The sequence below is a fragment of the Paracoccus onchidii genome (assembly GCF_028294535.1).
In the GTDB taxonomy this organism is placed as follows: domain Bacteria; phylum Pseudomonadota; class Alphaproteobacteria; order Rhodobacterales; family Rhodobacteraceae; genus Paracoccus; species Paracoccus onchidii.
Genome location: NZ_JAQBIE010000016.1, coordinates 76,045 through 99,448, shown reverse-complemented (window position 1 = coordinate 99,448; position 23,404 = coordinate 76,045). Strand labels below are relative to the sequence as shown.

At 61.5% G+C, this 23,404-nt stretch carries 22 protein-coding genes; 11 read left to right on the top strand and 11 right to left on the bottom strand.

Annotated features, from left to right (window positions below; all coding sequences use genetic code 11):
- The 3 genes from PAF17_RS13285 to PAF17_RS13275 all read right to left on the bottom strand — a co-directional run.
- On the bottom strand, positions 1-180 hold a 180-nt coding region (locus tag PAF17_RS13285; protein ID WP_271889593.1), incomplete at its 3' end, for a transposase.
- A gap of 185 nt (positions 181-365) precedes the next feature.
- On the bottom strand, positions 366-1,268 hold the full coding sequence (locus PAF17_RS13280) for a GntR family transcriptional regulator (RefSeq protein WP_271889592.1): 903 nt from the start codon (positions 1,266-1,268) through the stop codon (positions 366-368).
- A 138-nt stretch (positions 1,269-1,406) separates the two neighbouring features.
- Entirely contained in the window at positions 1,407-2,066 is a 660-nt protein-coding gene (locus PAF17_RS13275) for a GntR family transcriptional regulator (RefSeq protein WP_271889591.1), read from the bottom strand.
- A gap of 329 nt (positions 2,067-2,395) precedes the next feature.
- Between PAF17_RS13275 and PAF17_RS13270 the strand changes: the two genes are divergently transcribed.
- From PAF17_RS13270 to PAF17_RS13255, 4 genes are all read left to right on the top strand, one after another.
- The gene (locus PAF17_RS13270; protein ID WP_271889590.1) at positions 2,396-3,334 is read left to right on the top strand and encodes a malonyl-CoA decarboxylase domain-containing protein; all 939 of its coding nucleotides are present in this window, start codon (positions 2,396-2,398) and stop codon (positions 3,332-3,334) included.
- A gap of 4 nt (positions 3,335-3,338) precedes the next feature.
- On the top strand, positions 3,339-4,850 hold the full coding sequence (locus PAF17_RS13265) for a malonate--CoA ligase (RefSeq protein WP_271889589.1): 1,512 nt from the start codon (positions 3,339-3,341) through the stop codon (positions 4,848-4,850).
- 61 nt (positions 4,851-4,911) lie between these two features.
- Positions 4,912-6,102 (top strand): TIGR00366 family protein, encoded by a 1,191-nt coding sequence (locus tag PAF17_RS13260; RefSeq protein ID WP_271889588.1) that lies wholly within the window; start codon positions 4,912-4,914, stop codon positions 6,100-6,102.
- 58 nt (positions 6,103-6,160) lie between these two features.
- Positions 6,161-7,642 carry an amidase gene (locus PAF17_RS13255; RefSeq protein ID WP_271889587.1) on the top strand — a complete coding sequence of 494 codons (1,482 nt, stop codon included), beginning with the start codon at positions 6,161-6,163 and terminating at the stop codon, positions 7,640-7,642.
- Positions 7,643-7,748: 106 nt separating this feature from the next.
- Here PAF17_RS13255 and PAF17_RS13250 read toward each other — a convergent pair whose 3' ends face one another.
- Positions 7,749-8,498, bottom strand: coding sequence for an SDR family NAD(P)-dependent oxidoreductase (locus PAF17_RS13250; protein WP_271889586.1), 750 nt, complete (start codon positions 8,496-8,498; stop codon positions 7,749-7,751).
- A gap of 185 nt (positions 8,499-8,683) precedes the next feature.
- Between PAF17_RS13250 and PAF17_RS13245 the strand changes: the two genes are divergently transcribed.
- From PAF17_RS13245 to ltnD, 3 genes are read left to right on the top strand one after another with little or no spacing between them, the layout of a single operon-like run.
- On the top strand, positions 8,684-9,499 hold the full coding sequence (locus PAF17_RS13245) for a sugar phosphate isomerase/epimerase family protein (RefSeq protein WP_271889585.1): 816 nt from the start codon (positions 8,684-8,686) through the stop codon (positions 9,497-9,499).
- A gap of 25 nt (positions 9,500-9,524) precedes the next feature.
- Positions 9,525-11,288 carry a dihydroxyacetone kinase subunit DhaL gene (gene dhaL, locus PAF17_RS13240; RefSeq protein ID WP_271889584.1) on the top strand — a complete coding sequence of 588 codons (1,764 nt, stop codon included), beginning with the start codon at positions 9,525-9,527 and terminating at the stop codon, positions 11,286-11,288.
- A gap of 4 nt (positions 11,289-11,292) precedes the next feature.
- Positions 11,293-12,222: an L-threonate dehydrogenase gene (ltnD, locus tag PAF17_RS13235; RefSeq protein WP_271889583.1), complete on the top strand. Its 930-nt coding sequence runs from the start codon at positions 11,293-11,295 to the stop codon at positions 12,220-12,222.
- A 2-nt stretch (positions 12,223-12,224) separates the two neighbouring features.
- Here ltnD and PAF17_RS13230 read toward each other — a convergent pair whose 3' ends face one another.
- Positions 12,225-13,199, bottom strand: a complete 975-nt coding sequence (locus PAF17_RS13230; protein WP_271889582.1) for a LysR substrate-binding domain-containing protein — start codon at positions 13,197-13,199, stop codon at positions 12,225-12,227.
- A 136-nt stretch (positions 13,200-13,335) separates the two neighbouring features.
- On the opposite strand from PAF17_RS13230, the gene PAF17_RS13225 reads away from it, so the two are divergent.
- Genes PAF17_RS13225 through PAF17_RS13215 form a run of 3 tightly spaced genes read left to right on the top strand, consistent with a single transcriptional unit; the run spans position 13,336 to position 16,348 of the window.
- Positions 13,336-14,313 (top strand): TRAP transporter substrate-binding protein, encoded by a 978-nt coding sequence (locus PAF17_RS13225; RefSeq protein ID WP_271889581.1) that lies wholly within the window; start codon positions 13,336-13,338, stop codon positions 14,311-14,313.
- A gap of 15 nt (positions 14,314-14,328) precedes the next feature.
- Positions 14,329-14,883 (top strand): TRAP transporter small permease, encoded by a 555-nt coding sequence (locus PAF17_RS13220; protein ID WP_271889580.1) that lies wholly within the window; start codon positions 14,329-14,331, stop codon positions 14,881-14,883.
- A gap of 22 nt (positions 14,884-14,905) precedes the next feature.
- Entirely contained in the window at positions 14,906-16,348 is a 1,443-nt protein-coding gene (locus PAF17_RS13215; protein WP_271889579.1) for a TRAP transporter large permease, read from the top strand.
- 93 nt (positions 16,349-16,441) lie between these two features.
- Here PAF17_RS13215 and PAF17_RS13210 read toward each other — a convergent pair whose 3' ends face one another.
- Positions 16,442-17,359 carry a LysR family transcriptional regulator gene (locus tag PAF17_RS13210; RefSeq protein WP_271889578.1) on the bottom strand — a complete coding sequence of 306 codons (918 nt, stop codon included), beginning with the start codon at positions 17,357-17,359 and terminating at the stop codon, positions 16,442-16,444.
- A 122-nt stretch (positions 17,360-17,481) separates the two neighbouring features.
- On the opposite strand from PAF17_RS13210, the gene PAF17_RS13205 reads away from it, so the two are divergent.
- Positions 17,482-18,204 (top strand): SDR family oxidoreductase, encoded by a 723-nt coding sequence (locus tag PAF17_RS13205; protein WP_271889577.1) that lies wholly within the window; start codon positions 17,482-17,484, stop codon positions 18,202-18,204.
- Between the two features lie 88 nt (positions 18,205-18,292).
- Here the strand turns inward: PAF17_RS13205 and PAF17_RS13200 are convergent, their stop codons facing one another.
- Genes PAF17_RS13200 through PAF17_RS13180 form a run of 5 tightly spaced genes read right to left on the bottom strand, consistent with a single transcriptional unit; the run spans position 18,293 to position 23,403 of the window.
- Entirely contained in the window at positions 18,293-19,264 is a 972-nt protein-coding gene (locus PAF17_RS13200) for an ABC transporter ATP-binding protein (RefSeq protein ID WP_271889576.1), read from the bottom strand.
- Complete coding sequence (locus PAF17_RS13195) at positions 19,261-20,217, bottom strand: ABC transporter ATP-binding protein (protein WP_271889575.1); 957 nt, start codon at positions 20,215-20,217, stop codon at positions 19,261-19,263. Before PAF17_RS13195 ends, PAF17_RS13200 begins: the two co-directional genes overlap by 4 nt.
- Positions 20,214-21,782 (bottom strand): gamma-glutamyltransferase family protein, encoded by a 1,569-nt coding sequence (locus tag PAF17_RS13190; RefSeq protein ID WP_271889574.1) that lies wholly within the window; start codon positions 21,780-21,782, stop codon positions 20,214-20,216. Before PAF17_RS13190 ends, PAF17_RS13195 begins: the two co-directional genes overlap by 4 nt.
- Entirely contained in the window at positions 21,779-22,648 is an 870-nt protein-coding gene (locus PAF17_RS13185) for a polysaccharide deacetylase family protein (RefSeq protein ID WP_271889573.1), read from the bottom strand. Before PAF17_RS13185 ends, PAF17_RS13190 begins: the two co-directional genes overlap by 4 nt.
- Entirely contained in the window at positions 22,645-23,403 is a 759-nt protein-coding gene (locus tag PAF17_RS13180; RefSeq protein WP_271889572.1) for an SDR family NAD(P)-dependent oxidoreductase, read from the bottom strand. Before PAF17_RS13180 ends, PAF17_RS13185 begins: the two co-directional genes overlap by 4 nt.
- Position 23,404 lies beyond the last annotated feature (1 nt).

Below are 23,404 nucleotides of genomic sequence, written 5' to 3'. Positions count from 1 at the left end.
TTCGCGCGCCGGCGTCAGCCGGCGCATCTCGTCGGGCAATGGCCCAGCATACTGCTTCCAGTTGAAACAGGTCGCCTGACTGAGCCCAGCCTTTCGGCAGATCTCGACAACCGGCATTCCGTCTTCGCCTTGTGGCAAGAGGAACGATTTCTGCGTGTCCGTGAACCTCGATGCGTTCATGCGTTTGCGCCCCTTTCCCAGCCAGGAGAATCTACCTGAAAACTCCAGCTCCAAATGAGCCAGTTCTCAGGTGGAAAGGCATTTACACAATCAAAAACCGATCTACGCCGCCTGAAAGACCCGCGCGGGGCTGTGTTCCAGCTCAACGCGGCATTTCCGCCCCGATGCAGTCAAACCCTGCCAAGCTAGCGCGCGTCCGCCGCCCATGACCATGCCAATGGTGATTTGCGCTTTAACGCGCCGCTGAGATGCCTGCGCATCCTGTGCGAGGCATCCAGATTGTCCCCTGCCTCAAGCATGTCCAGAATTTCAAGATGCTCGGTACATTGCTCGACAAGACGCTCGTGGTTCACATCGGCCCGATACTCCATCAGGCGGCGCATCTGGTTGACCCGCTGCAATGCCATCAGAAAAAACGGGTTGCCTGACAGCTTGATCAGTTCTTCATGGAACAGAGACCCGTTCCGCAACAGCGTTTCCGCCGGCATCGTGCTGAAATCCATCTCCAGCATGCTTTCCTGAATCCGGCGCTGTTCGGCAAGCACAGCCCGATTCAATTCAAAGGACGGCTCCAACATTGCGGCCGGTTCGATGGCCATCCGGAAGCGGTAAATTTCATCGAAGGCTTCCGGCGTGTTGGCAACGGGCAGAAATCGCCAGCCATATCCTTCCTTGCGGATCACCCACCCTTCCCGCGCGGCACGGATCAGGATGTCGCCGGTATGTGCCTTGGACCAGCCATAGCGCTGGCGCAGCAGCTGTTCGGTGACCTCTTCGGGCAGGCGCCCTGTCAGCCAGTCATCCGCCAACCGGTGGTAATCATCGCTGGCCGAAGCCGGTTTTTCACCCAGCGTTTCGGCCAGCGACGCGGGATCGATGTCGGCAACGAAGAAGCCCCGATTCTCCTTGCGGATCAGAAAGCCATCATCGGCAAGCAGGTTCAGCGCCTCGCGGATCGGTGTGCGCGACACGCCGTACCGGTCGGCAAGGTTCTGGGCACCCAGATGTTGCCCCGGTTGTAACCCGCCGGTGGCACAGTCTTGCAGGATTCGGCGCGATATGCGTTGAGGAAGGTCACTTGTCCGCATCATCAGGCCCCTGTGGAATATCAGCTTGGGTCGGGTCACTATCCTGCAACATCAAAGCAATATCAATGCAGAATAGTGCATTTTACTGCATGTATATCCGATACGAGGCCTGCACGCACGCGCCCGAGATTCGCCTGCTCAGCCCTTCGCGACCGTCAGCGCGGCAATCATGTCCCGAAACCCCTCGCCCTGAACAAGCACGTGATCCTGCATGATCCGCGCAGCGTCGGCGCTGTTGCCTGCTGCAATGGCTTGGAGGATCAGCCGATGCTCCCCCAGGGAATCCCGAACGCGGCCCTGCGCGCGCAGCTGGCGGCGACGATAGGGCTGCAACACGGTCTGCAAGCACAGGGTCTCTGCTTCGAGGAATTCGTTATGGGCCGCGCGATATATGGCCTGATGAAACAATGTGTTCTCGGCGTAATACCGATCGCTTTGCCTGGCTTGGGCCGCATCGTAACATGCCTGAAACGATGCGGTCAGCGCACCGATATCATCCTGGGTCGCACGGCGACATGCCAGCCGCGCGCAAAGCGATTCCAGTTCTGCCATGACTTCGAACCGTTCCATCAACTCGGTCACACTCAGCTGGGTGACGAAGGTGCCCTTCTTTGGCTGAACCCGGACAAGCCCGGATGCCTCCAACGCTTGCAGCGCCTCGCGGACAGGCGTGCGGGAACATTCATAATCCGCTGCAATCCGGATCGGGTTCAACTTGTCACCGGGCGCATAAACCCCGTCGACAATGGCATTTTCCAGAGACAGCCGAATACGTTGGGCGGTTGGTGTCGTTCTCATTTTCGGGCCTTGATCAGCTCATCGCATCATGATCATCAAAGCTTGAAATGTCCATATTCGCCATTGTTATATACAACATATCAGATGACATGTATAACATGTCGCCGGGAGGTGGGCCATGGTCAAACAACGATTCGCGCTTTTGTCGGATTTCGTCGACGCGATCACACGCCGCGATGGGCGGCGCGGTGAAAACCCCACACAAGACGCTTTCTCACGACCCGCCCCCAAACGCCTTGAGGCCGCATGCAACGTCCTGATGACCCGCATCGGTGACGCGGCGCAGATCGCGGTCGCGCAACAGGCACTCGGCGCCTATGCCGTGCTGAATGATACCGGAAAATCCGCGTTCTTTCACCTGTTGCTGGATAAGTTCCGGGGCCGACCCGGAGGAAATCCGCAGCGCCTATCGGCAATGGGATACCCGGCCAGACGGGCCTGGCGCCGCCAGACTGTTCCAGGTGGTCGAATCCAAGCGCCAAACCTTGTTGCGACGCCTGAACCTTGCACCCGGCGCGACGCTTTCGCTGGTTGCAATGCGTGCTGACCTGTTGCGCCTGTTGCCGGCGCATCCGGATCTGGCCGCCGTCGATCAGGATTTCTCGCATCTACTTTCATCCTGGTTCAATCGGGGCTTTTTGCAAATGCGCAGGATCGACTGGAACACGCCGGCGGCAATCCTGACCGCGCCAAAGCCCACAACTCCTGTCGCGTCGGATACGGCCGCTTTCTATTCGATCAACAACAGTCTGCCCGGATTGAAAGAGGTCTCGCTCGGTAACTTTCTGATCAAGCAGGTTGCACATGACCTGTCTGCTGAATTTCCCGATCGGCACCGATTTGTAACCTTGTCACCGGCTCCGGGGTTTGCCCGTTGGCTGAGCACCGAGAAATCCGATCGGGCCCGACAGCTTGATGCCGCCCTGACGGGTCGCGAATGGGTCACGGACTCGAATATCGCAACGCGGCTGGCACCCGAGGTCGAAGCATTTGCCGCACGCTATTTCCTGACCGCGCGCCATCGCAACGGCACGCCCTACGATCCTGTCGCGCGCTTTCACCTGGGCAATGGCGCATCTGCCTGGCGCGTCAATTGGCCTGCCGACACATCCGACCATGCCTTGAAGGCCGCACACGGCCTGATGATCAACTATCTGTACGAGCTTGGCGCGATCGAAGACCAGAACGAAAAATTCATGCGTGACGGAACCGTTGCTCACGGCCAGCAACTTGCCCAAGCGATGCAGCACCTGAACGAGGAGTACTGAGCAGATGCAAAACATTTACGAACAATTCCTGTCATCCGCCCAGGCCCTGCAGGGCAAGACCCTCTTCGAACGCCCCGGTCGGCCCGATCTCAGCTATGCCCAGATCCGCAATCTGGTCGAAAGACTGGCTGCCGTTCTGACTGATCTTGGCGTTACCCCCGGGGACCGTGTGGCGGCGCAGGTTCCCAAAAGCCCCGAGGCCATCGCCCTGTATCTGGCCACACTGCATCGTGGGGCTATCTTCCTGCCCTTGAACACGGCCTATACCAGCGCCGAGATCGATTATTTCATCGACGATGCCGCCCCCCGACTGTTCATCTGTGCCCCCGACATGCTGTCACAGCATGAAAGCAGGCGCTGCAGGGAACTGGCCATCGAAACGCTTGGCGCGGATGGCGATGGTTCGATCATGGCACGCAGCGCGAATGTCATTCCCTGCGAAGCGCCCCACCCTTGTCAGCCACAGGATCGGGCCGCAATCCTTTATACCTCGGGCACGACGGGGCGGTCCAAGGGCGCAGTGCTGACACATCGCAATCTGGCCTCGAATTGCGAAGCGCTTATCGATTGCTGGCGCTTCACCGCGGATGACCGGCTGATCCATGCGCTGCCGATCTTTCACACGCACGGGCTGTTCGTCGCCGCGAACATGGCGATCTGTTCCGGTGCGACGATGGTCTTTCTGACAGGTTTCGATGCGGATGATGTGATCGATCTCATGGCGCGGGGAACCGTTCTGATGGGTGTGCCCACCTTCTACACGAGACTGCTGAAATCGCCGCGACTCGATTGTGAAAACACGGCGGCGATGCGGTTGTTCGTATCAGGATCGGCCCCGTTGCTGGCCGAGGATCACCGCGCCTTCACCAACAGAACCGGTCATGCGATCCTGGAACGATATGGCCTGACCGAAACCTGCATGATCGCATCCAATCCCTATGACGGCGAGCGTATCGCGGGGGCGGTCGGCATGCCTTTGCCCGGCATTGACCTGCGCATCGCTGATCCGGATACCGGCGACCTGCTTGCACAAGGCGATATAGGACTGATCGAGGTCGCGGGCCCGAATGTCTTTGAGGGCTATTGGAACATGCCCGAGAAAACTGCCGCCGAGTTTCGCCCGGACGGTTATTTCATCACCGGAGATCTGGGGCTGATCGACGAGGCCGGCTATCTGCAAATTGTCGGGCGCAGCAAGGATCTGGTGCTTTCAGGGGGGTACAATGTCTATCCCAAGGAAATCGAAACACTGATCGACGATGTGCCCGGCGTTCAGGAAAGTGCGGTCATCGGTGTGCCCCATGCAGATTTCGGCGAAGCGGTCGTTGCCGTAATTGTTCCGCAACAGGGTGCCGGGCTGACAGAAGCCGGGGTTCTGTCGGCGATCGCGCCGAAACTGGCGCGCTACAAGCAACCCAAACACATCATCCTGATCGATGAACTGCCGCGCAACGTAATGGGCAAGGTGCAAAAGGCCGAACTTCGATCCCGCTACGGCGATCTTGCAAAGGACTGACGAACAGGCCCCGGCGCTGCGTTGGGGAAAGACAAGAAAAATCCAGGGGAGGAAACATGCAATGCCGGTCCAGCGCCACGATCATGGCGCATCCCCACGCCAGAGCAAGGGCGTCCAACAAGCCATGCAAAAGGTCGAAGAGTGCGTCGCCACGTTCAGCACCCGCTGGATCCCCGACGCATTCCCGATCGCGGCCGGCCTGACATTCATCGTCTTCGTGGCGGCGCTGGCACTGACCGACAGCACAGCGGTTCAGTTGATCGACGCGCGGTATGATGGTTTCTGGAACCTGCTGTCATTTGCGATGCAGATGGTCTTGATCGTGATCACCGGCTATGGTCTGGCGACGGCGACGGCGACGGTGGTCCAGCGTGGCCTGCGCTGGCTGGCCGACCGCCCACAAACCGCGTCCGGCGCGATCATCACGTGTTTTCTGACCACGGGTATGCTGGCATTTCTGCATTGGGGGGTGGCACTGGTTATTGGCGCCTTTCTGGCCGGTGCCGTGGCCTATTCCTCGCGCCGACGAAAACTGGGTGCGCATTTCCCGCTGATCGTTGCGGCGGCATATGGCGGTTTGGCGATTTCTCAGACCGGGTTGTCCAGCTCTGCCGCACTCCTGGTCAATACTCCGGGCCATTTTCTTGAGGACAGCATCGGGCTGTTGCCCCTCTCACAGACAATCTTCCAGCCATATGCCCTGATCTTTGTCGTCCTCGTCCTGATCACGGGACCGCTTCTGATGGCCTCGTTGCATCCGCCGAAAGATCAGATCATCGAAATCTCGGGCGATGACATGGCCAAGCCCTCCGAACCGTCGGTCACGACCCCGGCCGAGGGTTTCGCCAACAGCCGGATTCTGGCGGGCCTCATTGTCGCAGGCGGCCTTTTCTATGTCGCGCGTTATGTGTCCGCCAGCGGCTTCACCGCAATATCGACTCCGATGACATTTCCCGTCTGGTCGATGATCAGCGCCGCGATTGTCCATATGGCGGTGCCTTCGGCCGGCGGGCAATGGGCCGTGCAAGGCCCCATCGCAACCGAGGCCGTGCAGCAGCTTGGCCTGCGCGATCATATCGCGGGAATGACCGCTATGATGGGTGATCAGTTGACCAATCTGATCCAGCCCTTCTGGCTGCTTCCGCTTCTGGGGATCACGGGACTAAAGGTCGGACAGGTGTTGGGCTATACGGCGATCCTGATGGTTCTGGCATTCACGCTTTGCGCGGGATGCCTGCTGGTTCTGATCTGATCCGTTTCCGGCCCGCCGGTTCCACGCAATCGCGCAGCAGGCGCAAAAAGGAGAATTTATGTCTGACAACCAGCGCGCCGAAATCGCTAGCGGCCATCAGCCATCCGAAATCGTGATCTGGAACGCGTTGGAGCTGTCGCGTCACATCCATGACCGCGCTGTGTCCTGCCACGAGGTAATGGCCGCCTATCTGGATCATATCGAAGCCTGCAACCCTTCGGTCAATGCGATCATCTCGCTTCGCGATCGCGCGGCCCTGTTCGGGGACGCGGATCGATGCGATGACGAGCTTGGTCGCGGGATGTCGCGCGGCTGGCTGCACGGGGTGCCGCAGGCGATCAAGGACCTGTCGGCCACGGCCGGATTGAAGACAACCCTGGGTTCCCCGATTTTCGCAGAGCAGGTTCCCGAACACGACAGCATCGTGGCATCGCGCATGAAGCGCGACGGCGCCATTGTGATCGGCAAGACGAACGTGCCTGAATTCGGCCTTGGCTCTCATACCTACAACCCGGTTTTCGGGATCACCCGGAATCCTTACGACACCCGCCTCAGTGCCGGCGGTTCCAGCGGCGGGGCCGCGGCTGCCTTGGCGATGCGGATGTTGCCGGTCGCGGATGGCAGCGACATGATGGGGTCGTTGCGCAATCCCGCGGCATGGAACAATGTCTATGGCCTGCGGCCGTCCTTTGGCCGGGTGCCGTTTGGCGTCGCCCCCGAAGTCTTTGGCCATCAGCTGGCAACCGAAGGGCCGATGGCGCGCACGGTCGGGGATCTGGCCAGATTGCTGGCGACACAGGCCGGTCCGGACCCGCGCGTTCCCCTGTCCAACAATCAGGATCCGGCGATATTCGCATCTGGTCTGGAACGCGACATGAAGGGTATTCGCATTGCCTGGATGGGTGACTGGCACGGATATCTACCAATGGAAAACAGTGTTTTGTCGCTATGCGAACAAGCCCTGGAAAGTTTTCGGACCATCGGTTGCGACGTGGAGGAAGCCCTTCCCGCCTTTGACCCGTCAGAGCTGTGGCAATGCTGGCTGGATTTGCGGCATTGGGGTGTGGCCGGCCTGTTGGCGCCTCTCTATGAAGATCCCGAAAAGCGAAAACTGCTCAAGCCCGAAGCCCGCTGGGAAATCGAGGGTGGGCTGAGGCTGAGCGCGTTGGACATCCATCGGGCAAACACGACCCGCAGCGCATGGTATGCGGCTTTGGGAACGCTGCTGCAAGAATATGACGCCGTGGCCTTGCCATCGGCACAACTCTTCCCGTTTGCGGCCGAGGAATGCTGGCCCCGCGAGATCGCCGGACGCCGCATGGACAGCTATCACCGCTGGATGGAGGTGGTGATCCCCGGTTCGCTTTCCGGTAATCCCGTCATCAGCCTTCCCGCCGGTTTCAACCATACCGGACTGCCCATGGGCATTCAACTGATCGGCAGGCACCAGGCTGATCTGGAAATCCTGCAGATTGCGCATGCCTATGAACAGGCGGCGCCTGAAAGCACCAGACGCACCCCCCGTTTCAGCGGAAACTAGGCGCTGCAAAAGCTGGGATTTCCGCTTTTCATCCCATCCCACGTTCGCGGCATTCATCATGACAACGGCGGGGGCATCGCTGCCCCCGCCGCCCTCCAAACCACGATCAGTGGATCAGGGAACCGCCATTCACATCGATTTCGGTTCCCGTGCAATAAGCCGACAGATCCGATCCAAGGAACACGGCGCAGCCGGCAACATCCACTGCCGTGCCGGCCCGACCCATCGGAATACCCCTGAGTATGTCTGCCTTCATCTCATCGGTCAGCTTGCCAGCGGTGATATCGGTCGCAATAAAGCCGGGGCAGATCGCATTGATGCGGATACCCTGGGGCGCGAATTCGCGGGCCATGGCCTTTGTCAAACCAAGGATCCCGGCCTTGGCGGCCGAATAATGCGGCCCACCGAAGATGCCGCCACCGCGCTGCGCCGAAACCGATGACATGTTCACGATCGCCCCGCCTTGCGTCATGTGCGGAACGGCGGCCTGCGACATATACAGCGTTCCACGCAGGTTCACATCGAGGACCGCATCATAGTGATCTGGCGCGATATCAAGCGACTTCAGGGGTTGGGTAATGCCGGCATTGTTCACCAATATATCCAGCCAGCCCCAGGCCGCGATCACCTGCGACACCGCCTCTTCGCATGCATTCCGATCCGTCACATCACAGGCAATGCCCGTATGCTGCGCCCCGATCTCAGTGGCAGTCCGGCTGGCAGTTTCAGCGTCCAGATCCAGAATGGCAACGCGCGCACCCTGATCCGCATAGCTTTGCGCGATGGCGCGACCGATCCCGCGCGGCGAGGCGCCCCCGGTGATGATCGCAGTTTTCCCGTCCAGCAACAGTGCCATTGTCTTCCTCGTTCCTTGGCCAGAATTATTCCGGCTTTCCAATAGCAAGGTCATTTTTATGCGCAGGAAGGGCAATCAAGCATTGGTTAATCCATGTTTAGAAATTCCAGAATGCCAGATGTCGAGGACCGGTCTAACCCTATGGTCAGGAAATCTCTGGCAACGGGTGGGAAAGGCGGTCGTCGGTGAAACTGGGATTAGGCAGCTATGCGTTTCGCTGGAACATCGGAATCGGTGGGTTTCGGCCTTCGGTGCCGATGACGCCGATGGACGTGCTGGACAAGGCGCAGGCGCTTGGACTGGGGTTGGTGCAATATGCGGACAACATCCCCCTGCATCTTCGTGACAAGGCCGAGATCGCAGAACTGGCCAGCGAGGCCCGGCAGCGCGGAATCACGCTCGAGCTGGGCATGCAGAGCTTTGACGCCGAGGGCATCCGCCAGTATCTGGACCTGTGCGAAATTCTGGATGCGCGTCTTCTGCGTATTGCATTTGATGCCGCCGACGCGGGCTTGCCGATTGAACAGCTTGCCACACAGTTCGGACCCATTCTCGACGCCGCCGAGGCTCGGGATGTGCGGCTGGCGATTGAAAACCACTTCAACTACCCCTCGCCCCGGCTTGTCCGGTTGCTGGATGCAGTTGACCGGCCTTCGCTTGGAATATGCCTGGATGTCGCGAACTCGATCTGCGCGCGCGAATGGCCCGAGCACACGATCGCGATGCTGGCGCCCTACGCAATCAATCTGCATCTCAAGGATTACGTCATCCGACCCGACGAAAACGGCGTGGGTTTTCATATCGAGGGCGTGCAGCTGGGCCGCGGCTTGACGGATATCGACTGGGTGCTTGGGCAACTGGATCATATGCCGCAGGACGCAGGTGTCATTCTGGAACATTGGCTGCCCATGCAGGACAGCGTCAATGCCACCCTGCAGGCCGAACATGACTGGCTGGACGAAACGGTTGGCACGGCACGAAAATACTTGCCCGCTGCATGAGGGCACATGACCATAAGGGGGGAGCATGACCGACAAGATAGCCAAATACCTGATCAACGACCCGGCTGCGATTATTGACGAAGCGATCGCGGGGATGGTGTCCGCCCATCCCGGCATGCTGGAGGTCATTGGCGCCACAGGACGCGCCGTCGTCGCCAAGGACGGCCCGCGCGAGGGCAAGGTCGGAATCGTGATTGGCGGCGGCTCGGGGCATGAACCGGCCTTTGCGGGATATGTCGGACGAGGATTGGCGGATGCCGCAGCGGTCGGCAATGTCTTTGCCTCACCCTCGCCCGAACAGATCGCGGATGCGGCGCGCGCCGTGGATGGAGGGGCCGGGGTGCTGTTCCTTTACGGCAATTATACCGGTGACGTCCTCAATTTCGACATGGCGGCAGAGCTGGTTGCAAAGCAGGGCATCGAAACCCGTTCTTTCGCCGTTGCCGATGACGTGGCCTCGGCACCGAAGGGCCGCGAAAACGAACGCCGGGGGGTGGCGGGGGACTTTTTCGTCTTCAAGATTGCCGGGGCGGCCGCCGAGCGCGGTGATGATCTGGACGCGTGCCACCGCCTGGCCTGTAAGGCAAATGACCTGACCCGATCCATGGGTGTCGCGCTCAGCGCCTGCGCCCTGCCCCAAACCGGCAAACCCAACTTTGCCATCGGCGATCGGGACATGGAAATCGGCATGGGGCTGCATGGCGAACCCGGAATCCGCCGCGAAGAATTGGCAAATGCCGATAGCGTGACGGATATTCTGATGCAGGGCTGCGTCGAGGAACTGGGTCTGACCGCAGGCGACCGGGTTGCGGTTCTAGTCAATGGGCTTGGAGCCACGGGACTACTTGAACTTTACGTGCTGCACCGGCGTCTGGCCGAAAACCTGGCAGCCATGAGTGTCGGGATTCACCATTCCTGGGTTGGTGAATACGCAACATCGCTGGACATGTCGGGTGCCTCGATCACGCTCATGAAGCTGGATGAAGAGATGACAACGCTTCTGGACGCGCCCTGCCGCACACCGGCGCTGACGGTGGCCGGAGATCTGGCACCCGCAGCAAATGCTGCGCGCGTAAGGCGCGATCACGCGGCGATCTCTCAGGCCCGACGGCAGAACCGCACGACACTTGCCCGTGGGGGTGCCGTAGATCCGGGCCTGTTTCGCAAGATGATGCTGGCCTGCGCAGACTCGATTGCCGCGCATGAAGGCTATCTGTCCAAGCTGGATGGTGTCATTGGTGACGGCGATCACGGCGTGACGATGAATATCGGCTGGACGGCCATCCGGGAGTTTCTTGCCGACACCGCGTCCGACCTGACCATCTCTGAACTTTGTGACGGCATGGCGGATGCGTTCCTCAACGCGGTTGGGGCATCTTCGGGGCCGCTTTATGCCAGCGCGTTCCGGGCGGCAGCTGATCGCGTGCGCGACCGGCTGAATCTGGACGCGGCGGCGATGGCGCGACTGATCGACGGGATGCGTGCCGGAATCGCTGAACGCGGGGGGGCGAAACAAGGCGACAAGACCATGATGGATGCCTGGATCCCCGCGGCCAAAGCGGCAGGCGATGCCCACGCCGCCGGCGCAAGCGAACTGAGCATCCTGCGCGCGGCAACGGACGGTGCCGCACGGGGACGCGATGCGACGGCTGACATGGAAAGCCGACGTGGCCGTTCAGCCAAGCTGGGCACGCGTTCATTGGGACATATCGATCCCGGCGCGGCCTCAACCCACCTGATACTCGACGCAATGGCCGAGGCATTGTCCGAAGTCGTGACAGGAGAATGACGACATGAGCAATCCTGACAACGAAGGTGACGGCAACCGGCCCCGTATCGGCATCATCGGTCTGGGGTCGATGGGGATGGGCATGGCGCGCAACCTGCTGAAAGCGGGTTTCAAGGTGACGGGCTTCGACCTGTCTGATGGCGCCTGCCGGCAATTGGCCGAGGATGGCGGTCTCATTGCTGCCAGCGCGTCCGAAACCGCAGGTGCGGCGGACATCCTGTTCGTCATGGTGGTGAATGCCACACAGCTGCGCGCCATCCTCACCGATCGCGCAGTGCTGGACAAGCTGACCAAGGATGCCGTCGTGGTCGGCTGTTCAACCATCGCCCCCAATGACGCCCGAGCAATCGGTGAACATGTCGAGAGCGCTGGTTTCCACTATATCGATGCGCCGGTATCCGGCGGGAAGATCGGTGCCGAGGCCGGCACCCTGACCTTGATGGCCTCTGGCCCGGATGCCGCCTTCGATATTGCCGCCGAGGCGTTGGATGCGATCTCGAAGAAGGTCTATCGTCTGGGCGACCGGCCCGGTCAGGGTGCCACGTACAAGGTCGTTCATCAACTGGCCGCAGGCGTGCATCTGGCGGTTGCCGCCGAATTGATGGCCTTGGGCGAACAGGCTGGCTGCGAGTCGGCGCAGCTGTTCGAGGTTGTCAGCCAATCCGCTGGAAACAGCTGGATGTTTTCCGATCGTGTCCCGCATATGTTGGATGGGGACTTCACGCCCCGGTCGATGGTGGATATTTTCATCAAGGATCTTGGACTGGTGCTGGACACCGGCGAGGATAATCGCATGCCCCTGCCACTGACGGCGGCGGCCCGCCAGATGTTCCTGTCGGCATCGGCGCTTGGATGGGGTCAGGCCGATGATTCCTCGGTCATCAAGGCTTATCAGGCACTGGCGGGGGCGAAGGCGGCCGACAACAGCACTTAGGTCTAGCCGGATTGGATCCGGCGCACCTGATCATAGGATTCAAAGTGCTGGCAGTTCAGGGCCGACATCAGGTCGGCGTTGCGCCGTCGTTGGGTGTCGGCCTCGGCCAGAAGCCAATCCCTGAACAATCTGACAACCCGGCGATTCAGGTGGCGGCTTGGATAGTTCAGCCAATATCCGTCCAGAAGATACCCCCCCAATTCCGGGGCCAAGGGAACCAGGCTGCCCGCTTCCAGTTCCTCGGCGGCCAGTACTGCGGATTCGATCACGATACCAAATCCGTTGCGGGCAGCCGACAGTGACATGAAAGATCTGTCAAACCTTAGTCCGGGTGTCGTGGTCACATCGTTGAACCCATGCCGCTCAAGCCATGTTTCCCAAGGGATCTCGGCCTTGACCGTCTGAATGAACCGGGTTTGTCGAAACAGTTCCGCAAGCCCGATCTGACGCGCCTTTGCGGCGATTTCGGGCGTGGCAAGCGGCAGGACATGATCGGTTATCAGCAATTCGCTGACAATGTCCGCCTGTCGCTTGGCGCCGTATCTGATTTCAATATCAACGCTTTCCTTGTTGAAGTCGGTCAGTTCGGAAGTGGCATCGATATGCAGGTCTATGGCAGGGTTGGTATCCGCGAAGCTGTGAATCCCGGGGGCAAGCCAGCGCGCACCAATCGAAGGAGAGCTGCGGATGTTTATGGAATCATGACGCTTGGACAGCGCAACCCTTTCGACAGAGTTCTGCAACGATCGCAGCGATGTCGCCGTCAGGGAATGCAACCGCTCTCCTTCTTCCGTCAGGACCAGCCGGTTCTTGACCCGGCGATACAGCGTGACCCCAAGCTGTTCTTCCAACAGCTTGACCTGTTGGCTGACAGCCGAAGGCGACACGTTCAGTTCCTCGGCAGCCAGGTTGACGCGCATCAGACGCGCGACAGCCTCGAAATAGAGAAGCGAATTCAGATTGCTGATACGTGCCACGCCCTGCCCCCTTTTGCCGGCGCATTGCACGCGGCGATTAATCTGTCCTTCATGTATCGTTAATCATTCGCATTTGTATAGCTTCGCCCCTGCGGTATTTACTTTCGGTGAACCATCAGATTTTGGGAGGATAACGATGGGCTTTAGAATTTCCGCGATGGCCGCGCTGTTGATGGGGGCGACCGCCCTGCCCGCAATGGCCGATGAAATCGTTATCGGCATGAACGCGAAGCCAGGGAACCCCCGCGTCGAAGCCGGAGAGCTGTTTGCCGCAAAACTGACCGAGGCATCGGGGGGCGACATGACGGTGAATGTGGCCCATTCCGCAACCCTCGGCGACGACCGCCAGATGCTGAAATCGGTCAAGCTGGGCACCATGCAGATCACCGCCAATTCCGACGGCCCGGTCGCAGAAATCGTGCCAGACCTGAACGCCTTCGGGCTTCCCTATCTGTTTTCCTCTTTGCCGCAGGCCTGGGAAGTTCTGGACGGGCCGATTGGCGACGGGATCGCCACCCAGCTTGATGAACAGGGGTATGTCGTTTTGGGTTGGTGGGACAACGGGATCCGCAAGATCACCCATGTTTCCAAACCCATCGCCACGCCCGCCGATATCAATGGCATGAAAATCCGGACGCCTCAGTCGCAGGTGACGATGGATGCCTTCCAGGCGCTTGGGGCGAACCCGGCCCCGCTGGCTTTTTCCGAACTGCCGGCGGCGCTGCAATCCGGTGTGTTCGAGGGGCAGGAAAATCCGCTTGCCAATATCTATTCGTCCAAGCTGCACGAACTGACCCCTTTTATCGCGCGTTCCAACCACAAATATGAAATGACGCCGGTTCTGGCTTCGAAGCGTTGGTGGGACAAGCTGTCGGATGACGACAAGGCCATGGTTCAGGCCGCGATGGATGAGGCGACCCAACTCAATCGAGAGCTGAACTTCAACGCCGATGTGGAGCTGGAGCAAAAGCTGATCGAGGAAGGCGCGAAATTCAACGATGTCGATACCGAGGCCTTCAAGCAGGCCACGGCCAGCGTCTATGAAAAATGGGAAGCCGAGCTGGGCGAGATCGTCCCGAATATCCGTGCGGCGGCCGATGCGGCGGCCCAGTAAACCATGATGCGCCACATGCTGATCGCACAGAACGCCCGCGGACCACTGGGTCCGCTGGTTGCACTGATCGACAGCGCGATCCGCCTTGTTTCGGCGGTGGTTCTGTTGGTCACGTTCTGCGCGATATTTCTGCCGACCCTCGCCAATGCTATCCTGCGCTACAGCACCAGTGCCAGTATCTCATGGTCGGTCGAGATCGTCGAACTGACCTTTCCCTGGTTCATCATGGCCGGGGCGGCGCTTGCGGCCCAGCACAGCCAGCATATCGGCGTCGAACTGTTGTCATCCATGCTGACGGGCCGCCTTCGGCTGTGGCTTGAACTGGTTGTCCAGACAATTGTCATCCTGTGCTGCGGGGCCGTGGTCTATGTGTTTCTGGGTTTCGGGATCTTCGAGGGCGGAATGCAGTTCGCGGCCGGGAACGTGCAGTTCACGTCGCTTGGGGTGCCCCAAAGCTACAGTTATCTGGCCCTGCTGTTTGGCTATGGCGCGCTTGGCGTGACGGCCGTGACAACGGTGATCCGCCTTCTGGCGGGAGCCGAGATCCAGCATTCATCAAACAGCATGTAAGCCCAAGCTTACGAGGTATCTGATGTCCATCATCGCGGCTGTCGCCTTCATCGTCCTGTTGATCCTGTCCGTTCCAATCGCACATGCTTTGTTGATGGCTTCGGGCGTGGCGATGCTGCAGGAAGAACCAATGTTCCTGTTCGAGGCGATCCTGAACCTGTATCAGCCCACCTCCAGCTTCCCGATGCTGGCGATACCGTTCTTCATTCTTGCCGGTGACATCATGATGTCCGGCAGGTTCGGAGAATATCTGGTGAATTTTTCGAAGATGCTGGTCGGGTGGATGAAGGGCGGCCTTGCGCAGGTCAGCGTTCTGGGGTCGCTGTTCTTTGGCGGCGTGTCAGGCTCTGCGGTTGCAGATGCGTCGGCCCTTGGAAACGCCCTTATCCCGGTTCAGAAACGACAAGGTTATCCTGATGGATTTCCGTCGGCGGTCAATGCGGCGACCTCGACCATTTCAGTCCTGATACCGCCGTCGATTCCGCTGATCCTCTATGGGCTGATCACGGAAACATCGATCCCGAAGCTGTTCATCGCGGGGATCGTTCCGGGGATCATCCTGACCGTTCTGTTCTTCCTGTGCTGCTATGTCATCGCGCAGATCCGCGACCTGCCGCGATCTCCGGTCGAGCCGGAGTCGTCATTCGAATTGTCGGCACTGTTTGACGCGCGTGATCTGGCGATCATAATTGCCGCCAACATCCTGCTTGGGCTGCTTTATTTCGGCGATATTCTGGGGGGATTACAGATATTCGCGGCGGCGCTTGCCATGATGGCGATACATCTGCGGCTCCTGTCACGACGGTTTGCCCTGCGCAAGGTGCCGGCACAGCTTTGGCGGGCGATCCCTGCATTGTTGATGCCACTTCTGGTGGTCATTCTTGCACGGGGCGGTGTCGTCACCCCGACTGAGATCAGCGTGTTCGCCGTGGCCTATGCCATCATCGTCGGGGCGTTCGTCTATCGTGATCTGACCTTGCCGCGATTTCTTGGATGCGTGCTGTCCGCAGGCATGATGACCGGCGTCATCATGCTGGTCATCATGTCGTCATCGGTGCTGCAATGGATCTTGACCTTTGAAAGCGTTCCCGAAAACCTTGCCAACTGGATGCTGGACACCCTGCAAGAGCCATGGGCGATCATCCTTGGGATGAACCTGCTGATGATCGTGATCGGCACCTTTCTGGATCTGCCGGCCGCAGTCTTGTTGCTGGCCCCGATCTTCGCCGGGGTCGCACCGCATGTCGGAATCGATCAGGTCCAGCTGGGCGTGATGATGGTCGTCAATCTGGCCATAGGACTGTATACGCCGCCGGTCGGCACCACGCTTTTTGTCTCCCTTGCCATCGAGCGGGTGCCAATGAGCAAGATCGTTTTCCAGCTCTGGCCCTTCTATCTGGTTGCGATCACGCTTCTGGCCCTGGTCAGTTTCTATCCCGCGTTTTCAACCTTTCTGATTGGCTGATCGATCCACCTTGCGGGCGGACCCAACCCGCGACGATTTTCCGACCGATTTACGGGCACCCGGCGAAGGCCCTTGCCATCCGCGGCTTTTTGATCACATGGCATCCGGCCCCAGATCCAGCACTTTGCGGTGCTGTCCGTCAAAGCGCTCGGCCAGCCAGGTCATCAACGCCCGAACGCGGGCAAGCTGATACCTGACCGGTGGACAGACCAGAGAAATCGCCGTGTCTTCGGACCAGTCCGGCAGGACCTCGACCAGTCTTCCCTGACTGATGTCAGCCTGACAGTTCACATCCCCCAAACGTGTGACACCCAGCCCGCTCAGGGCGGCTTTTCGCATGATCCGTCCGCTTGCTGCCTTGATGCCGCCTTCGACATGGATGATCTGCTGTTCTGTTCCGCGCTTCATGATCCAATGGTCCACCGAGCCGTAGATCAACGGCACCTTTTTCAGATCCTGCGGGTTTTCAAGCGACCCGTGTTTTTTCACGAAGGCAGGGCTGGCCACATATCGGGTGGTGATCGATTTGAGGGTTCTGGCAATCAGTGTCGAATCCGGCAGCCGACCCATTCGCAAGACCAGATCATAGTGATCTTCGATGATATCGACACGCATGCTTGAAAAGGACAACATGACATTCACGTCCGGATAGCGCTGTTGAAAACCAAGGACCAAGGGGGCCACGACTTCCTCGCCCAGCAGGCCGCCGACCGAGTTCATGCGGATCTCTCCGCGCAGATCATGTGTCGCCTCTGCGGCCCATTCCGCCGCTGAATCAAGCTGGATCATCGCCTGCTTGCAGCGTTCATAATAGCCTTGGCCGATATCGGTCATTCTGAGCTTCCGGGTGGTCCGGTGCAAAAGCTGCACACCCAACGCGGCCTCAAGTTCGGACACAAGCTGACTGAGATTGCTTTTGGATGCGCCCGACGCGGCGGCCGCGGCCGTAAAGCTTTTATGTTCCGCCACATGCAGGAATGCGCGGATGCCCCGCCAGGATATATCGTTCATTTTTACCGAACAGTCATTTCATATTGCGGCTATTTTTCAAGCTAATCAAAAGATCTATCTGCTGTCCATCGCTGAAACCAATGGCTCGGATGCGCGCCATCAAATCAAACCTGGAGTATTCCATGACCAAGCCGCTCGTTGTGATCACCGGGGCCAGTTCCGGCATCGGGGCCGCCATTGCAAAGCAGTTCTCGGATGCAGGGCATGCATTGCTTCTGATCGCGCGCCGTATCGAAAAGCTAGAGGCGCTTGATCTGCCAAACACCGTCTGCCGCAAGGTCGATGTCACGGACACCGCCGCCCTTCGCGCCGCCATCGTCGAGGCCGAAGGTCAATATGGACCGGCCGATTGCCTGATCAACAATGCGGGGCTGATGCAGCTTGGGCAAATCGATACGCAAGACCCGGCAGAGTGGCGCAACATGTATGATGTGAACGTTGTGGCCTTGCTGAACGGTATGCAAGCCGTGCTTGGCGACATGAAGCGCCGCAACCATGGCACGATCATCAATATCAGCTCGATTGCCGGCAAGAAGTCCTTTCCCAATCACGCGGCTTATGTGGGCACGAAATTCGCCGTCTCGGCGATCAGCGAGAATGTCCGGGAAGAGGTCGCCGATACCGGAGTGCGCGTGATGACCATTTGCCCTGGCGCGGTCGAGACCGAGCTTCTGGACCATACGACCAATCCCGACATCATCAATGGGTATCAGGACTGGAAAGACAGCATCGGTGGCGCCATTCACGCGGATGATGTCGCCCGCATCGCGGTCTTCATGTATACGCAGCCGCAATCGGTGAATATCCGCGACGTCGTGGTCGCCCCGACACGGCAAACTGCGTAAGGCCCTGCCCGAAGGTTCCAGTGGTGGGACCATCGCGCAGGCCAACGGACGGCGCCCGAAGATCGGCGCCGTCTTTGCCTGCAGATGTTCAACCCGTGCTGCCCTCGGGTGCCAAACAGCGGACCCATCGTTTCGCACCAATCTGTTCCAACGGCGGGCGTGCTCGGGAACATTCGGGCATCACCTTCGGACAGCGCGTCGCAAAGGGGCAGCCCGGAGGCGGATTCGTGGGGCTGGGCAGATCGCCCTTCAGCAGGATGCGCGACCCGCGATCCCTGCGCGACACGTCGGGGCGCGGGATCGCGCTGATCAGCGCGCGGGTATAGGGGTGATGCGGCCGGGCGAAGACCTCGGTCACGGGGCCTTCCTCGACCACAATGCCCAGATACATCACGCAGACGCGGTCCGCGATATGCCGCACCACGCTGAGGTCATGCGAGATGAACAGATAGCTCAGCCCCAGATCGCGCTGCAGCCGCAGCAGCAGGTTCAGGATCTGGCTCTGGATGGATACGTCCAGCGCGCTGACAGGCTCGTCGCAGATCACCAGCTTCGGGGACAGGGCCAGCGCCCGCGCGATCACGACGCGCTGCCGCTGACCGCCCGACAGCGCGGTGGGGCGGCGGTCGCGCTGGTCGGGGTTCAGGCCGACCAGATCCATCAGCTCATCCACGCGGGCGCGCACCTTGTCGGCGGGCCAGCCGTTGATGACCAGCGGTTCGGCGATGGAACGGGCGATCGACATGCGCGGGTTCAGCGCCGAGACCGGGTCCTGGAAAACCACCTGCATCCGCTGCCACAGGGCGCGACGCTCGGCCGGGCGCAGGGTGGCAAGGTCGCGCCCCTCGAACAGGATGCGACCGTCCGTGACGGGGGCCAGCCCAAGCGCGGCGTTGCCGGTCGTGGACTTGCCGCAGCCGGATTCGCCCACGACGGCGACGGTCTCGCCCTGGTGGATGGTCAGGCTGACCCCGTCCACGGCGCGGGTGACGGGGGCGGAACGCCCGCCCCTGCCCGGAAAATGCACCTTGAGATCCTGCAATTCCAGAAGCGCGGTCATGACATGCCCTCGGACAGGGGGTGGAAGCAGGCCACGCGATGCGCGCCTTCGGACAGGGCGGGCGTGGCGTCGCATTGCGCCGTCGCGCGGTCGCAGCGGGTCTTGAAGCGGCAGCCCTGCGGCCAGTTCCGGGGGCTGGGGACATTGCCCGGAATGGCGAACAGTTCCTGCTTCGGCGGGTGATCCAGACGCGGAATGGTACGCAGCAGCATCGCGGTATAGGGGTGGCGCGGCTGGCGGAAGATGTCGTGCACATCGCCCTGCTCCACCACGCGCCCGCCATACATCACGCAGACGCGGTCGGCCATTTCCGCGACGATCCCCATGTCGTGGGTGATCATCAGGACGGCGGTGCCCTCTTCCTCGGCCAGGTCGCGGATCAGGTCCAGGATCTGCGCCTGGATGGTCACGTCCAGCGCGGTCGTCGGCTCGTCCGCGATCAGCAGACGGGGCCTGGATATCAGCGCCGCCGCGATCATCACCCGCTGGCACATGCCGCCCGACAGTTCCGCCGGCAGTTGATGCGCCCGGCGTTCGGGGTCGGGAATGCCCACGCGGCCCAGCATGCGCACCGCCTGCTGCGCGGCATCCGCGGGCGAGGCGCGGCCATGGACGATCAGGCTTTCCGCGACCTGCGCGCCGATGGGCATCAGCGGGTTCAACGAGGACACGGGTTCCTGGAAGATCATCGCCAGCCCGTTGCCGCGCAGGTCGGCCATGTCCTGCCCGCCCGCGCCATGAACCGGCACCCCGTCAAAGCGGATGCTGCCGCGCGTGATGCGCAGGCTGTCGGCCAGCAGCCCGATCACTGACAGCGCCGTCAGCGATTTCCCCGAGCCGCTTTCGCCGACCAGCGCGACGACCTCGCCGGGGCGGACATCCAGCGTGACGCCATCGACCAGTTGCAGCGATCCGGCTGCGACCGCAAGATCCGTGACCTCCAGCAGGCTCATGGCGCGGCCACCGCTGCGGCCCAGGGGCTGACCGGATGCGCGGCGCCCGCCGCCATGCCGTCGCCCTGCCCCGCCTGCACCAGCGAGGGGATCGCGAACTGCACCGGATAGACCGTGTCGTCGGTCAGCTGCACCGGGTGATGTTCGCTGATCGCGGTCGCCACATCCGCCGCCGCGCGCCGGTCCACGAGGATCGTCGCCGTGCTGGCATCGATGCGCGGGCGGGCCATCGCGGTTTCGGGCGTATCGCCCCGGTCGATCAGATGCGACAGGATCTGCAGCACCGCCGGGAAGATCTGCCGCCCGCCCGCCGCGCCAAGCGCGATCTCGGGGCGGCCATCGCGCAGCGCGATCACCGGCGACATGTTGGCCAGCGGCTTGACCCCCGGCGCGATCGAGTTCGGCTGCCCGTGGCGCGGATCGAACCACATCATGCCGTTGTTCATCACGATATCGGTCTGCGGCAGCACCACCTTGGACCCGAAGCGCGACAGCAGCGTGTTGGTCAGCGACACCATGTTCCCCTGCGCGTCGATCACCGACAGGTGGCTGGTGCAATCCTCGGTCGCGGCGGCGTGGCCCAACGTCTTCAGGCGGTCTTCATAGGCCTCGCGGCAGGCGACCGCATGGGCCGCCGACTGTTCTGCATCGGACAGCGTGCCAAGCTGGCGGTCCTGCAGATGCGACAGCGCACGCAGCAGGCTGGGCCCGCCGGACAGGCCGGGGATGACGCAGATCTGCCGATCGCGGTAATCCTGCACCTGAGGTTTCTGCCAGACCACGTTGTAATCACGCAGATCCTTGGCGCTGATGCAGGAACCGACCTGCGCCAGATCCTGCAGCATCAGATCGGCGGTTTCCCCCTCGTAGAACTCGCGGGGGCCGTTCTGGGCCAATCGGCGCAGGGCTGCGGCCTTGTTGGGCATGGGCAGCACCGTGGCCGAGGCCGTATCGGGATGCGGAAGACGCAGATCGGGGTTCAGAAACAGCATCGTCGCCGCCGAATTGCCCAGAAGGTTCGTGCGATCCACGGCAAAGGCCAGGTCCGCGAACCAGTCGACCGTCATGCCACGGACCGCGATCTGGGCTGCGGGGGCCACGATATCAGCCCAGGACATGGTGCCGAAACGTTCCAGCGCAGCGGCAAAGCCCGCCACCGCCCCCGGCGTGCAGATGGACGAGCCGCCCGTGATGTTGCGGTTGTCGCGCACGGCGGGCCAGTCGAACCAGTCGCCGTCCGACCCGCCCGCAAGCGGGTAATCGGCGGGGTCCAGCCCCTGCGGCGACATCAGGTTGAAATCCAGCGCATCGACCGTGCCGTCGGCGGCCGCATGCAGCAGGAAGCCGCCGCCGCCGATGCCCGACAGCCAGGGCTCGACTACCGACAGGACCAGCGCGGTGGCGATGGCGGCGTCCATCGCGTTGCCGCCCTGCGACAGGATATTCGCGCCGATCTGGGCGGCCTCGCGGTGCTGGGCCACGACGATGCCCCGGGCGCCTGCGACCTGCGGCTTGCTCAGCGACCAGGCCTGCGCGCCGCCGCGAATGACTGGTTGTTCGTTCATTGCGGTGATCCCTTGGTGGTATGGACGGGAAGCTGCGGCAGCGGGAAATCGGGCTGATCGGTCAGACCGCGATGATGCTGGGCCAGCTCTCCGCAGGTGGGGCGCCAGATGTCGTCGCTGTGGGCGATCATGCGCCACAGATCCTCCAGCATGTCGATGCGGGCGGGGCGGCCGCTGATCCAGTCATGGACGGTCAGCATGAACAGGCTGCCGTGCCGGCGGGCGGACCGGGCCTCGGACTGCCAACGCTCGCCGATCTCGATATGGGAACGCGGCGCGCGGTCGCCCGCGCCCAGGAACTTGAAGAAAATCGCGTCGTCAATATCCCACCGCACCGGCAGCTCGGTCACGCCGCCGATGGTATAGGGCACGTCCTCGCCCATCAGCGAGGAATCCCACAGGTCCAGACGCCGCAGCTCGCGCAGCATGTGGGGCGTCATCTCCCATGCGGGCGACCGGAAGCCTTCGGGGCGCTGGCCGGTCTGCGCGACGAACAGCTGGATCGAGCCCTCCAGCGCATCGGAGAACTGCTGGTCCGAGATGTCGCCGACCAGTTCATGCCAGTCGCCATGCAGCGCGATCTCGTGGCCGCGTTCCACAAGGCCGGGCAGCAGGTCGGGGTTTTCACGCGCGACGACCGCCGGCACGAAGAAGCTGCCGCGCAGGTCCAGCCGCGCCAGCATGTCGGTCATCCGCGACAGCCCGCGCCGCATCCCCGCCATGCGATGTTCGGGCACGGCGATGGTTTCGGGCCGTGCGTCCCGCGTGGCCCACAGATAGGGCGAGACCGCGTCCACATCGACGCTGAAACACGCGGCGGCGCGCTTGCCCTCGGGCCAGGGATATGGCGCAGGCGACCAGATCATAGCGGCGACTTCTTGTCCTGATAGACATCGAGGCTGCCCGCCGAATTGCCGCCATCGACCGACAGGGTCGCGCCGGTCACGTTGCGGGCCGCGTCGGATGCAAGATACAGCGCGGCATTGCCCACATCCTCGGCGGTGGTCTCGTGGCCAAGGGGGATGTTCGCCATCACGCGGTCGACATGTTCCTTGGGCAGGCTGGACACGGCGCTGCCCGCCGCAAAGCCCGGTTCCAGCGCATTCACGCGGATGCCGAATTCGGCCAGTTCCAGCGCGAAACCCTTGGTCAGGCGGTCCAGCGCGGTCTTGGACATGCAATAGGTCACCATCGTGCGCCGCATCTTGCGCGCCGCCCCAGACGAGATGTTGATGACATTGCCCCTGACGCCCGCCTCGATCATCTGCAGCGCGAAGCCGCGCGTCAGCACGAAGGGCGCGCGCAGGTTCACGGACATGATCCGGTCCCAATCCGCGACCTCCATGTCCAACATGAACGCGGACGGATAAAGCGCGGCATTGTTGATCACCACGTCCGGCGCGCCCCATTCGGCGGCGACGGTGGCCAGCAGGTGATCCAGCCCAGCATCCTCGGTCAGATCGGCGGCGACGGCAAAGCCCGGCATCCCGTCCACGTTCAGATCCGTCCGGCAGACGATCGCGCCATTTGCCTCGAACTGGTCGGCCAGGGCGCGGCCCATGATGCCGCTGGCACCGGTGACGACCACGCGCTTGCCCTCGAAGGCGGTTCCGAAATGCATT